We start from the raw sequence: 12,573 nt of genomic DNA, 5'->3' as shown, positions 1-12,573 counted from the left end.
GGGGGATCGCTATAATCGGCGGCTTTTGTTCATGAGTGCGGGGTGAGGGATGCGCGATCGACTGTTGGCTGCGGAAAAGGTAAAGGCCATCGATTGGCGTGATGGCGCTCTCCATCTGCTGGATCAGCGTATTTTGCCGTTCGAGGAAACCTGGATTGCCTACACCAGCGCCGCTGGCGTGGCCGAGGCCATTCGCTCGATGGTGGTGCGTGGCGCGCCGGCCATCGGCATTAGCGCAGCCTATGGCATCGTACTGGCGGCCCGCGCCCGGATTGCCGAAGGTGGCGACTGGTACGCTGCGCTGGAAGAGGATTTCATGCTGTTGGCCGATTCCCGTCCCACCGCGGTCAACCTGTTCTGGGCGCTGGGCCGCATGCACGACCGGCTTGATCGCCTGAAAGACAATGCCGATCCGCTGGAGGTGCTGGAGGCCGAGGCCATCGCCATTCATGAAAGTGATCGCGAAGCCAACCTGACCATGGCGCAGTTGGGTGTCGACCTGATCCGCAAGCATCAGGGCAACGCCCAGGCGATCCTGACCCACTGCAACACCGGCGCGCTGGCCACGGGCGGCTTTGGCACGGCGCTGGGGGTGATTCGTGGGGCTTTCATCGAGGGTATGGTCGAGCAGGTCTATGTCGACGAAACCCGCCCATGGTTGCAGGGCTCGCGGTTGACCGCGTGGGAACTGGCCAATGAAGGCATTCCCGTGACCCTCAATGTCGATTCCGCCGCGGCGCATATCATGAAGACCAAAGGCCCTACCTGGGTCATCGTCGGCGCGGACCGGATCACCGCCAACGGCGACGTGGCCAACAAGATCGGCACCTATCAGCTGGCCGTCAACGCCATGCACCATGGTGTGCGCTTCATGGTGGTGGCGCCGAGTTCGACCATCGACATGAACCTGGCCAGTGGCGATGACATTCCGATTGAAGAGCGTGATGGTCGCGAGCTGCTGGAGGTGGGTGGCAAGCGCGTCGGCGCCGATGTCGATGCCTTTAACCCGGTGTTCGACGTGACGCCGGCGGACCTGATCGATGCGATCGTCACCGAAAAAGGCATCGTCGAACGCCCGGATACAGCGAAAATGGCGCAGTTGATGTGCCGTAAGCGTCTGCATTGATCGGCCGTGGCGTTCGAATGGGCGCCATCGCCAGCAGGCTGGCTCCCACAGGTTTTGTGATCGACACCGGTCAATGTGGGAGCCAGCCTGCTGGCGATTGGGGTCTGAAAGTCAATAAACATCCGTAATTCGGCCCCGAATTCAGCATTCGCAGCGGCTCTAAGCCTCTCTCGTCCCATTCAAGCCTGTCACCGGTCAACTAACTACTCTCCATGCGCATCTGGGGGATAGGTGCGTGGCGGCTCTTGTGATAACATCCGGCGGTTTCCAGGGTTGCCCGAAGTGGCGACCCGTACTGCGCAGATCCATGGCATAACTCGTTGATTTGTTGTAAGCCAATGCATGGCACTGAGCCTGCAGCGGCGAGCTTCGTTGGTCCTGACGAAGTTTCACCAGAAAAAGGAATCAGGCTTCTCATGGGCGAACTGGCCAAAGAAATCCTCCCGGTCAATATCGAAGACGAGCTGAAGCAGTCCTACCTCGACTACGCGATGAGCGTAATTGTCGGGCGGGCACTGCCGGATGCGCGCGATGGCTTGAAGCCCGTGCACCGGCGCGTGCTGTTCGCGATGAGCGAGCTGGGCAACGACTTCAACAAGCCGTACAAGAAATCTGCCCGTGTTGTCGGTGACGTGATCGGTAAGTATCACCCGCACGGTGATACCGCGGTGTACGACACCATCGTTCGGATGGCACAGCCATTCTCCCTGCGCTACCTGCTGGTAGACGGCCAGGGCAACTTCGGTTCGGTGGACGGCGACAACGCCGCGGCCATGCGATACACCGAAGTGCGCATGACCAAGCTGGCGCACGAGCTGCTGGCTGACCTGCATAAAGAAACCGTGGACTGGGTGCCGAACTACGACGGCACCGAAATGATCCCGGCGGTCATGCCGACCCGTATTCCCAACCTGCTGGTCAACGGCTCCAGCGGCATCGCCGTGGGCATGGCGACCAACATTCCGCCGCACAACCTCGGTGAAGTCATCGACGGTTGCCTGGCGCTCATCGACAACCCAGAGCTGACCGTCGATGAACTGATGCAATACATCCCCGGTCCGGACTTCCCGACCGCCGCGATCATCAACGGTCGCGCCGGCATCATCGAAGCCTACCGCACCGGTCGCGGGCGCATTTACATGCGCGCCCGCTCGATGATCGAAGACATCGACAAGGTCGGTGGCCGCCAGCAGATCGTCATCACCGAACTCCCATACCAGCTGAACAAGGCGCGTCTGATCGAGAAGATCGCCGAGCTGGTCAAAGAGAAGAAGCTTGAAGGCATCACCGAGCTGCGCGACGAGTCCGACAAGGACGGTATGCGCGTCGTGATCGAACTGCGTCGCGGCGAAGTGCCTGAGGTCATCCTCAACAACCTCTACGCCCAGACCCAGCTGCAAGCGGTGTTCGGTATCAACATCGTCGCGCTGATCGACGGCCGTCCGCGGATCCTGAACCTCAAGGATCTGCTGGAAGCCTTCGTCCGTCACCGTCGCGAAGTGGTGACCCGTCGTACCGTGTTCGAACTGCGCAAGGCGCGCGAGCGTGGTCACATCCTTGAAGGTCAAGCGGTTGCCCTGTCGAACATCGACCCGGTCATCGCCCTGATCAAGGCGTCGCCAACCCCGTCGGAAGCCAAGGAAGCGCTGGTCAGCACCCCTTGGGAATCCTCGGCCGTGGTGGCGATGGTCGAGCGTGCCGGCGCCGATTCGTGCCGTCCGGAAAACCTCGATCCGCAATACGGTCTGCGCGATGGCAAGTACTTCCTGTCGCCGGAACAGGCGCAGGCCATTCTGGAACTGCGTCTGCACCGTCTGACCGGTCTGGAACACGAAAAGCTGCTGGCCGAGTATCAAGAGATCCTTAACCAGATCGGCGAGCTGATCCGCATCCTCAGCAGCGCCACGCGCCTGATGGAAGTGATCCGCGAAGAGCTGGAAGTGATTCGCGCCGAATACGGCGACGTGCGTCGTACCGAAATCCTCGATGCCCGTCTCGACCTGACCCTGGGTGACATGATCCCGGAAGAAGAGCGCGTCGTGACCATTTCCCACGGTGGCTACGCCAAGACCCAGCCGCTGGCTGCGTACCAGGCCCAGCGTCGTGGCGGTAAAGGCAAGTCGGCGACCGGCGTCAAGGATGAGGACTACATCGCTCACCTGCTGGTTGCCAACAGCCACACCACGCTGCTGCTGTTCTCCAGCAAGGGCAAGGTGTACTGGCTGAAAACCTACGAAATCCCTGAAGCGTCCCGCGCTGCCCGTGGTCGTCCGCTGGTCAACCTGTTGCCGCTGGATGATGGTGAGTACATCACCACCATGCTGCCGGTCGAGGAATACACCGAAGGTCACTACATCTTCATGGCCACCGCCAACGGCACCGTGAAGAAGACCCCGCTGGAATCCTTCAGCCGTCAACGCAGCGTCGGCCTGATCGCGCTGGAGCTGGATGAAGGCGACGTATTGATCAGCGCGGCCATCACCGATGGCGAGCGCGAAGTGATGCTGTTCTCCGACGGCGGCAAGGTTACCCGCTTCAAGGAATCCGACGTTCGCGCCATGGGCCGTACCGCCCGCGGTGTACGCGGCATGCGTCTGCCGGAAGGCCAGAAGCTGATTTCCATGCTGATCCCGGAAGAAGGCAGCCAGATCCTCACCGCTTCGGCGCGTGGCTACGGCAAGCGCACGGCGATCACCGAGTTCCCTGAGTACAAGCGTGGCGGTCAGGGCGTTATCGCCATGGTCAGCAACGAACGTAACGGCCGTCTGGTCGGTGCGGTCCAGGTGCTCGACGGCGAGGAAATCATGCTGATTTCCGACCAGGGCACCCTGGTGCGTACCCGTGTCGACGAAGTGTCCAGCCTGGGTCGTAACACCCAGGGCGTGACCCTGATCAAACTGGCCAACGACGAAACACTGGTCGGGCTGGAGCGGGTTCAGGAGCCGTCGGAAGTCGAAGGTGAAGAGCTGGAAGGTGTAGAGGGTGAAGGGTTTGTCGGTGAAGTCGTGATCGACGACGTTGCCGAAGACCAGCAACTCGACGCCGCCGCTGACGAAGAGCCACAGGAATAAGCGGGTAAGCAGGGGGCGGATGAAAATTCGCCCCCTTGTTGTTTGTCCGTAATGAAATATCGACACCTCCGGAGATCCCTTGTGGGAGCCAGCCTGCTGGCGATGCAGGCGCCGCGGTACGTCTGAAGTATCGCGGTGATGCAATCGCGAGCAGGCTCGCTCCCACAGACCTGTTTCAACAGGGACCCGGTGTCGGCTGATAATGTGATTTATTGCGTGATACCACCAAATCAGAGCGAGATTGGATGTGAGCAAGAGAGCCTATAACTTCTGTGCCGGTCCCGCGGCGCTTCCCGAAGCTGTCCTGCAGCGCGCCCAGGGTGAACTCCTCGACTGGCACGGCAAGGGTTTGTCGGTCATGGAAATGAGCCATCGCAGTGATGAGTTCGTATCCATCGCCACCAAGGCCGAGCAGGATCTGCGTGATCTGCTGAATATCCCCTCGAACTATAAAGTGCTGTTTCTGCAAGGTGGCGCCAGCCAGCAATTTGCTCAGATTCCTCTGAACCTGTTGCCGGAAAACGGCTCTGCCGACTATATCGACACCGGTATCTGGTCGCAGAAGGCCATCGAAGAAGCTTCGCGCTACGGCCACGTCAACGTTGCCGGCACCGCCAAGCCTTACGACTATTTCGCCATTCCAGGCCAGAACGAGTGGAAGCTGTCGAAAGACGCGGCCTACGTTCACTACGCGCCGAACGAAACCATCGGCGGCCTGGAATTCCAATGGATCCCGGAGACCGGTGATGTTCCGCTGGTCGCCGACATGTCTTCGGACATCCTGTCGCGCCCGGTGGATGTTTCGCGCTTCGGCATGATCTACGCCGGCGCCCAGAAAAACATCGGCCCGAGCGGTATCGTCGTCAACATCGTTCGCGAAGACCTGCTGGGCAAGGCCCGTTCCCTGTGCCCGACTATGCTCAACTACAAGGTCGCGGCCGATAACGGTTCGATGTACAACACCCCTCCGACTCTGGCCTGGTACCTGTCCGGCCTGGTGTTCGAGTGGCTCAAGGAGCAAGGCGGCGTAGAGGCCATCGGCAAGCTCAACGAAGTCAAGCAGCGCACGCTGTACGGCTTCATCGATGCCAGCGGCCTGTACAGCAACCCGATCAACAAGTCGGACCGCTCGTGGATGAACGTGCCGTTCCGCCTGGCCGATGATCGTCTGGACAAGCCGTTCCTGGCCGGTGCCGACGAGCGTGGCCTGTTGAACCTCAAGGGGCACCGTTCCGTGGGCGGCATGCGCGCCTCCATCTATAACGCCGTCGACATCAACGCCGTCAACGCGCTGGTTTCGTACATGGCAGAGTTCGAGAAGGAACACGGCTAATGTCTGAGCAAGAACTCAAGGCACTGCGCCTGCGCATTGATGCCCTGGACGAAAAGGTCCTGGAGTTGATCAGTGAGCGCGCGCGCTGCGCCCAGGAAGTCGCGCGGGTAAAGATGGCCTCGCTGGCCGAAGGCGAAGTGCCGGTGTTCTATCGTCCTGAGCGCGAAGCTCAGGTGCTCAAGCGTGTCATGGAGCGTAACCAGGGGCCGCTGGGCAACGAAGAGATGGCGCGGTTGTTCCGTGAAATCATGTCTTCGTGCCTGGCGCTCGAGCAGCCGCTGAAAGTGGCTTACCTGGGCCCTGAAGGTACGTTCACCCAGGCGGCGGCCATGAAGCACTTCGGCCACGCCGTGATCAGCAAGCCGATGGCGGCGATCGACGAAGTGTTCCGTGAAGTGGCGGCGGGGGCGGTGAATTTTGGCGTGGTGCCGGTGGAGAACTCCACCGAAGGCGCGGTCAACCACACCCTCGACAGCTTCCTGGAACATGACATGGTGATCTGCGGCGAGGTCGAGCTGCGTATCCACCATCACCTGTTGGTTGGTGAAAACACCAAGACCGACAGCATCAGCCGCATCTACTCCCACGCCCAGTCCCTGGCCCAGTGCCGCAAGTGGCTGGACGCCCATTACCCGAATGTCGAGCGCGTGGCGGTGTCCAGCAACGCCGAAGCGGCCAAGCGGGTCAAGGGAGAGTGGAACTCGGCGGCGATTGCCGGCGATATGGCGGCCGGCCTGTACGGCTTGACCCGTCTGGCCGAGAAGATCGAGGACCGTCCGGATAACTCCACGCGCTTCCTCATGATTGGCAATCAGGAAGTGCCGCCGACCGGCGACGACAAGACCTCGATCATCGTTTCGATGAGCAACAAGCCGGGTGCGCTTCATGAGTTGCTGGTGCCATTCCACGACAATGGCATCGACCTGACTCGAATCGAGACTCGTCCGTCGCGCAGTGGTAAGTGGACCTACGTGTTCTTCATCGACTTCGTCGGCCACCACCGCGACCCGCTGGTCAAAGGTGTGCTGGAAAAGATCAGTCAGGAAGCAGTGGCACTCAAGGTGCTGGGTTCCTACCCGAAAGCAGTTCTCTAAGGGGCGGTAGCAAATGAGTGGCAATTTCCTCGCTCTGGCACAGCCGGGCGTGCAACAACTTTCGCCTTACGTTCCGGGTAAACCCGTGGACGAACTGGCGCGTGAGCTGGATCTCGATCCAGCCAGCATCGTCAAACTGGCGAGCAACGAAAACCCGCTGGGTGCTGGCCCCAAGGCACTGGCGGCGATCCGCGATGCGCTGGTCGAGCTGACCCGTTATCCGGACGGCAATGGTTTTGCGCTCAAGAGTCTGTTGGCCGAGCAGTGCCGCGTCGAGCTGAATCAGGTGACGTTGGGTAACGGCTCCAATGACATTCTTGAGCTGGTGGCGCGCGCCTACCTGGCGCCGGGGCTGAATGCCGTGTTCAGCGAGCATGCGTTCGCTGTCTACCCGATTGCCACCCAGGCGGTCGGCGCACAGGCCAAGGTGGTTCCAGCCAAGGATTGGGGGCATGACCTGCCTGCCATGCTGGCGGCGATCGATGCCAACACCCGTGTGGTGTTCATCGCCAACCCGAACAACCCGACCGGGACCTGGTTCGACGCCGAGGCGCTGGACGAATTCCTGCAGGATGTTCCGGAGCATGTACTGGTGGTGCTGGACGAGGCTTACATCGAGTACGCCGAAGGCAGCGATCTGCCGGATGGTCTGGACTTCCTCGCGGCTTATCCAAACCTGCTGGTTTCCCGCACTTTCTCCAAGGCCTATGGTTTGGCGGCGCTGCGAGTGGGTTATGGCTTGTCCACGACGGTAGTCGCAGACGTGCTGAACCGTGTGCGCCAGCCGTTCAATGTCAACAGCCTGGCCCTGGCCGCGGCCTGTGCAGCGTTGAAGGATGAAGAGTATCTGGCGCAAAGCCGTCAGTTGAACGAGTCCGGCATGCGGCAACTGGAAGCCGGTTTCCGTGAGCTGGGGCTGAGCTGGATTCCATCCAAGGGCAATTTCATTTGCGTCGATCTCGGTCAAGTCGCGGCCCCGGTGTTCCAGGGCTTGCTGCGTGAAGGCGTGATCGTGCGTCCGGTGGCCAATTACGGCATGCCGAACCACTTGCGCATCACCATTGGCCTGCCGGCAGAGAACAGTCGCTTCCTTGAGGCGCTGACCAAGGTTCTGGCTCGTGGTTGATGTCACTGCGTTGCAATCTGCTGAGCCTATGATCGGTCGCCTGGTGGTGGTCGGTCTCGGGTTGATCGGCGGTTCGTTTGCCAAGGGTTTGCGTGAAAGCGGTCTGTGCCGCGAGGTGGTCGGGGTGGATCTCGATCCACAATCGCGCAAACTCGCGGTCGAGTTGGGTGTGGTGGATCGCTGCGAAGAAGACCTGGGTGTTGCCTGTCAGGGCGCCGACGTCATTCAGTTGGCGGTGCCGATCCTGGCCATGGAGAAAGTGCTCGCGCGTCTGGCGGGCATGGATCTGGGGCAAGCGATCCTGACCGATGTCGGCAGCGCCAAGGGCAATGTGGTGCGTGCGGCCACCGAAGCATTCGGCAGTATGCCGTCGTGCTTTGTGCCGGGGCACCCGATTGCCGGTTCCGAGCAAAGCGGGGTGGAAGCCTCCAACGCCGGGTTGTTCCGTCGCCACAAAGTGATCCTGACGCCGCTGGATCAGACCGATCCGGCAGCCCTGGCGGTCGTTGACCGTTTGTGGCGCGAGCTGGGTGCCGATGTCGAGCACATGCAGGTCGAGCGTCACGACGAAGTACTGGCCGCGACCAGCCATCTGCCGCACTTGCTGGCGTTCGGCTTGGTCGATTCGTTGGCCAAGCGCAATGAAAATCTTGAGATCTTCCGTTACGCTGCGGGCGGTTTCCGCGATTTCACAAGAATCGCCGGAAGCGACCCGGTGATGTGGCACGACATCTTCCTCGCCAACCGCGAAGCTGTCCTGCGCACACTCGATACATTTCGCAGCGACCTCGACGCCTTGCGCGACGCGGTCGATGCAGGGGATGGGCACCAATTGTTGGGCGTTTTCACTCGCGCCCGGGTTGCCCGCGAGCATTTCAGTAAAATCCTGGCCCGCAGGGCCTATGTGGACGCTATGAATTCCAACGATCTGATTTTCCTGGCTCAACCTGGTGGCCGCCTGTCCGGTCGGATTCGCGTACCGGGTGACAAATCGATTTCCCACCGTTCGATCATGCTTGGCTCCCTGGCTGAAGGTGTCACCGAAGTCGAAGGTTTCCTGGAGGGCGAAGATGCCCTGGCGACCTTGCAGGCGTTCCGTGACATGGGCGTGGTCATAGAAGGACCGCACCACGGTCGTGTGACCATTCACGGCGTTGGCCTGCATGGCCTGAAGCCTGCACCGGGCCCGATCTACCTGGGCAACTCCGGTACTTCGATGCGTCTGCTGTCCGGCCTGCTGGCTGCGCAGAGCTTCGACAGCACCCTGACCGGCGACGCTTCGCTGTCCAAGCGCCCGATGAATCGCGTGGCCAATCCGCTGCGTGAAATGGGCGCGGTGATCGAAACCGCCGCTGAAGGTCGCCCGCCGATGACCATTCGTGGTGGCCACAAGCTCAAGGGCCTGACTTACACCATGCCGATGGCCAGTGCCCAGGTTAAGTCCTGCCTGCTGTTGGCCGGTCTGTATGCCGAAGGCAAGACCACGGTTACCGAGCCTGCTCCGACCCGCGACCATACCGAGCGCATGCTGCGTGGCTTCGGCTACCCGGTGACGGTCAACGGTGCGACCGCATCGGTCGAGTCCGGCAACAAGCTGACCGCGACCCACATTGAGGTCCCGGGTGATATTTCGTCCTCGGCGTTCTTCCTGGTGGCGGCATCGATCGCCGAAGGTTCGGAGCTGGTGCTGGAGCACGTGGGCATCAACCCGACCCGTACCGGTGTGATCGACATCCTGCGCCTGATGGGCGCCGACATTACCCTGGAAAACCAGCGTGAAGTGGGTGGCGAACCGGTAGCTGACTTGCGCGTACGTGCAGCTAAACTCAAGGGTATCGAGATTCCCGAGACGCTGGTTCCGCTGGCGATCGACGAGTTCCCGGTGCTGTTCGTCGCCGCCGCCTGTGCCGAAGGGCGCACCGTGTTGCGTGGCGCTGAAGAGCTGCGGGTCAAGGAGTCGGATCGCATCCAGGTCATGGCGGATGGTTTGCTGGCGCTGGGCGTCAAGTGCGAGCCGACCCCGGATGGCATCATCATCGATGGTGGCCAGATCGGCGGCGGTGAAGTGCACGGTCATGGTGATCACCGTATCGCCATGGCGTTCAGCGTTGCTTCGCTGCGCGCCAGTGCACCGATTCGCATTCATGATTGCGCCAACGTCGCGACGTCGTTCCCGAATTTCCTGGCGCTGTGCGCACAGGTCGGTATTCGCGTGGCACAAGAGGCGCAGTCGTGATCAACATTGCACCGGTCATCACCATCGATGGACCAAGCGGTTCGGGCAAGGGCACGGTAGCCGGGATCCTGGCCAAACGCCTGGGCTGGAACCTGCTGGACTCCGGTGCGTTGTACCGATTGCTGGCCTTCGCTGCGCATAACCACGGTGTCGACCTGACCAATGAGGAGCTACTGAAGAAACTCGCCGCTCATCTGGATGTGCAGTTCATCGCGGCGACGGAGGGGCAATTGCAACGCATCATTCTGGAAGGTGATGAAGTCAGCGATGTCATTCGCACCGAAAGCGTCGGTTCCGGCGCTTCCCAGGTGGCTGCGCTGCCCGCTGTACGCGAGGCGCTGCTGCAGCGCCAGCGGGCTTTTCAGGAAGCGCCGGGTCTTGTGGCGGATGGTCGCGACATGGGCACGGTGGTTTTTCCTGACGCGCCGCTGAAGATTTTTCTGACCGCCAGCGCCGAGGAACGGGCACGCCGTCGATATTTGCAGTTGAAGGGCAAAGTCGAGGGTGTTAGTCTGTCGAGTCTGCTAGATGAGATACGTGCGCGCGATGAGCGTGACACCCAGCGAGCGGTAGCCCCGCTCAAACCGGCGGCTGACGCCATACAGCTGGATTCCACGGAATTATCCATCGATCAGGTGCTGGAACGCATCATGAGCGAGATCGCCATTCGCGATATCGCCGGGTGACCAAGAAGGCCGCAGGGGACCAGTCATAGTCCTGCGGTGGCTTCTTTTAAATGAAACTAACCCACACCGTCTGGGGTGTGGAGATGGGCGTATTCTTCGCCCTCATCAACAGGAATTAAAATGAGCGAAAGCTTTGCGGAACTCTTTGAAGAAAGCCTAAAAACCCTGAACCTTCAGGCAGGCTCCATCATCACCGGTGTTATCGTTGATATCGATTACCAGGCTCGCTGGGTAACCGTTCACGCTGGCCTGAAGTCTGAAGCACTCATCCCGCTTGAGCAGTTCTACAACGACGCTGGCGAACTGAACATCAACGTCGGTGACGAAGTTCACGTTGCTCTGGACTCGGTTGAAGACGGCTTTGGTGAAACCAAGCTGTCCCGTGAAAAAGCCAAGCGCGCTGAATGCTGGATTGTTCTGGAAGCAGCCTTCGCAGCCGAAGAAGTGGTCAAGGGCGTTATCAACGGTAAGGTTAAAGGCGGCTTCACTGTCGACGTTAACGGCATCCGTGCGTTCCTGCCAGGTTCTCTGGTTGACGTCCGTCCAGTGCGCGACACCACGCACCTGGAAGGCAAAGAGCTGGAATTCAAGGTCATCAAGCTGGACCAGAAGCGCAACAACGTTGTCGTTTCCCGTCGCAGCGTCCTGGAAGCCGAGAACTCCGCCGAGCGCGAAGCTCTGCTGGAATCCCTGCAGGAAGGCCAACAAGTCAAAGGTATCGTCAAGAACCTCACCGATTACGGCGCATTCGTCGATCTGGGTGGCGTCGATGGCCTGCTGCACATTACCGACATGGCTTGGAAGCGTATCAAGCATCCTTCCGAAATCGTCAACGTTGGCGACGAGATCGATGTCAAGGTTCTGAAGTACGATCGCGAGCGCAATCGTGTTTCCCTGGGCCTGAAGCAACTGGGCGAAGATCCATGGGTTGCTATCAAAGCCCGTTACCCGGAAAGCACTCGCGTTACCGCGCGTGTAACCAACCTGACCGACTACGGCTGCTTCGCTGAGCTGGAAGAAGGCGTTGAAGGTCTGGTACACGTTTCCGAAATGGACTGGACCAACAAGAACATCCACCCTTCGAAAGTCGTACAAGTCGGCGACGAAGTGGAAGTTATGGTTCTGGACATCGACGAAGAGCGTCGTCGTATCTCCCTGGGCATCAAGCAGTGCAAATCCAACCCATGGGAAGATTTCTCTGGCCAGTTCAACAAGGGCGATAAAATCTCCGGCACCATCAAGTCGATCACCGATTTCGGTATCTTCATTGGTCTGGACGGCGGCATCGACGGTCTGGTTCACCTGTCCGACATCTCCTGGAACGAAGTGGGCGAAGAAGCCGTTCGCCGCTTCAAGAAGGGCGACGAGCTGGACACCGTTATCCTGTCGGTTGACCCAGAGCGCGAGCGCATCTCCCTGGGTATCAAGCAACTGGAAAGCGATCCGTTCTCCGAGTACGTTCAAGAGAACGACAAAGGCGCCATCGTTAAAGGCATCGTGAAGGAAGTTGACGCTAAAGGCGCCATCATCACTCTGGCCGACGATATCGAAGCGACTCTGAAAGCCTCCGAAATCAGCCGTGACCGCGTTGAAGACGCGCGCAACGTTCTGAAAGAAGGCGAAGAAGTAGAAGCCAAGATCATCAGCGTTGACCGCAAGAGCCGTGTAATTCAGCTCTCGATCAAGTCGAAAGACGTTGAAGACGAGAAAGAAGCAATCCAGAGCCTGCGCGACAAGCCAGTAGCTACTGATGCTCCTGTGGCCACCACTCTGGGTGACCTGCTGCGTGCACAAATGGAAAAACAGAACTAAGTTCTGATTTTCTGTAAAAAAGGGCGACTTCGGTCGCCCTTTTTTGTGTCCGGCGTTTGGTGAATCGGGTGCGGATGCATGCGGTTGCT

The 12,573-nt window shown here is 60.0% G+C and carries 8 protein-coding genes; all 8 read left to right on the top strand.

Features of this window, described 5'->3' with window-relative positions; all coding sequences use genetic code 11:
* Positions 1–49: 49 nt before the first annotated feature.
* The 8 genes from mtnA to rpsA all read left to right on the top strand — a co-directional run bounded on the left by mtnA (position 50) and on the right by rpsA (position 12,484).
* Complete coding sequence (gene mtnA / locus ACM6J5_RS17150) at positions 50–1,126, top strand: S-methyl-5-thioribose-1-phosphate isomerase (RefSeq protein ID WP_095943969.1); 1,077 nt, start codon at positions 50–52, stop codon at positions 1,124–1,126.
* 416 nt (positions 1,127–1,542) lie between these two features.
* Positions 1,543–4,197, top strand: a complete 2,655-nt coding sequence (gene gyrA / locus ACM6J5_RS17145; protein ID WP_095943968.1) for a DNA gyrase subunit A — start codon at positions 1,543–1,545, stop codon at positions 4,195–4,197.
* 247 nt (positions 4,198–4,444) lie between these two features.
* Complete coding sequence (gene serC, locus ACM6J5_RS17140; RefSeq protein ID WP_095944015.1) at positions 4,445–5,530, top strand: 3-phosphoserine/phosphohydroxythreonine transaminase; 1,086 nt, start codon at positions 4,445–4,447, stop codon at positions 5,528–5,530.
* Positions 5,530–6,624: a prephenate dehydratase gene (gene pheA, locus ACM6J5_RS17135; RefSeq protein WP_007939916.1), complete on the top strand. Its 1,095-nt coding sequence runs from the start codon at positions 5,530–5,532 to the stop codon at positions 6,622–6,624. Before serC ends, pheA begins: the two co-directional genes overlap by 1 nt.
* A 13-nt stretch (positions 6,625–6,637) precedes the next feature.
* Positions 6,638–7,750, top strand: coding sequence for a histidinol-phosphate transaminase (hisC, locus tag ACM6J5_RS17130; protein WP_150672657.1), 1,113 nt, complete (start codon positions 6,638–6,640; stop codon positions 7,748–7,750).
* A gap of 28 nt (positions 7,751–7,778) precedes the next feature.
* The gene (locus ACM6J5_RS17125) at positions 7,779–9,986 is read left to right on the top strand and encodes a bifunctional prephenate dehydrogenase/3-phosphoshikimate 1-carboxyvinyltransferase (RefSeq protein WP_414929097.1); all 2,208 of its coding nucleotides are present in this window, start codon (positions 7,779–7,781) and stop codon (positions 9,984–9,986) included.
* A complete protein-coding gene (gene cmk, locus ACM6J5_RS17120; protein WP_095943965.1) occupies positions 9,983–10,672 on the top strand; it encodes a (d)CMP kinase in 690 nt (229 codons plus the stop codon). Before ACM6J5_RS17125 ends, cmk begins: the two co-directional genes overlap by 4 nt.
* A gap of 120 nt (positions 10,673–10,792) precedes the next feature.
* The gene (gene rpsA / locus ACM6J5_RS17115) at positions 10,793–12,484 is read left to right on the top strand and encodes a 30S ribosomal protein S1 (protein ID WP_007973639.1); all 1,692 of its coding nucleotides are present in this window, start codon (positions 10,793–10,795) and stop codon (positions 12,482–12,484) included.
* Positions 12,485–12,573: the final 89 nt, after the last annotated feature.

Source organism: Pseudomonas sp. IT-P74, from assembly GCF_949768175.1.
In the GTDB taxonomy this organism is placed as follows: Bacteria; Pseudomonadota; Gammaproteobacteria; order Pseudomonadales; family Pseudomonadaceae; genus Aquipseudomonas.
This window is presented reverse-complemented; position numbering and strand designations above follow the sequence as displayed.

Excerpts from the sequence above, each read along its gene's own strand:
- mtnA (WP_095943969.1), top strand. The coding sequence starts at position 50 with ATGCGCGATCGACTGTTGGCTGCGGAAAAGGTAAAGGCCATCGATTGG.
- gyrA (WP_095943968.1), top strand. The coding sequence starts at position 1,543 with ATGGGCGAACTGGCCAAAGAAATCCTCCCGGTCAATATCGAAGACGAG.
- pheA (WP_007939916.1), top strand. The coding sequence starts at position 5,530 with ATGTCTGAGCAAGAACTCAAGGCACTGCGCCTGCGCATTGATGCCCTG.
- hisC (WP_150672657.1), top strand. The coding sequence starts at position 6,638 with ATGAGTGGCAATTTCCTCGCTCTGGCACAGCCGGGCGTGCAACAACTT.
- ACM6J5_RS17125 (WP_414929097.1), top strand. The coding sequence starts at position 7,779 with ATGATCGGTCGCCTGGTGGTGGTCGGTCTCGGGTTGATCGGCGGTTCG.
- rpsA (WP_007973639.1), top strand. The coding sequence starts at position 10,793 with ATGAGCGAAAGCTTTGCGGAACTCTTTGAAGAAAGCCTAAAAACCCTG.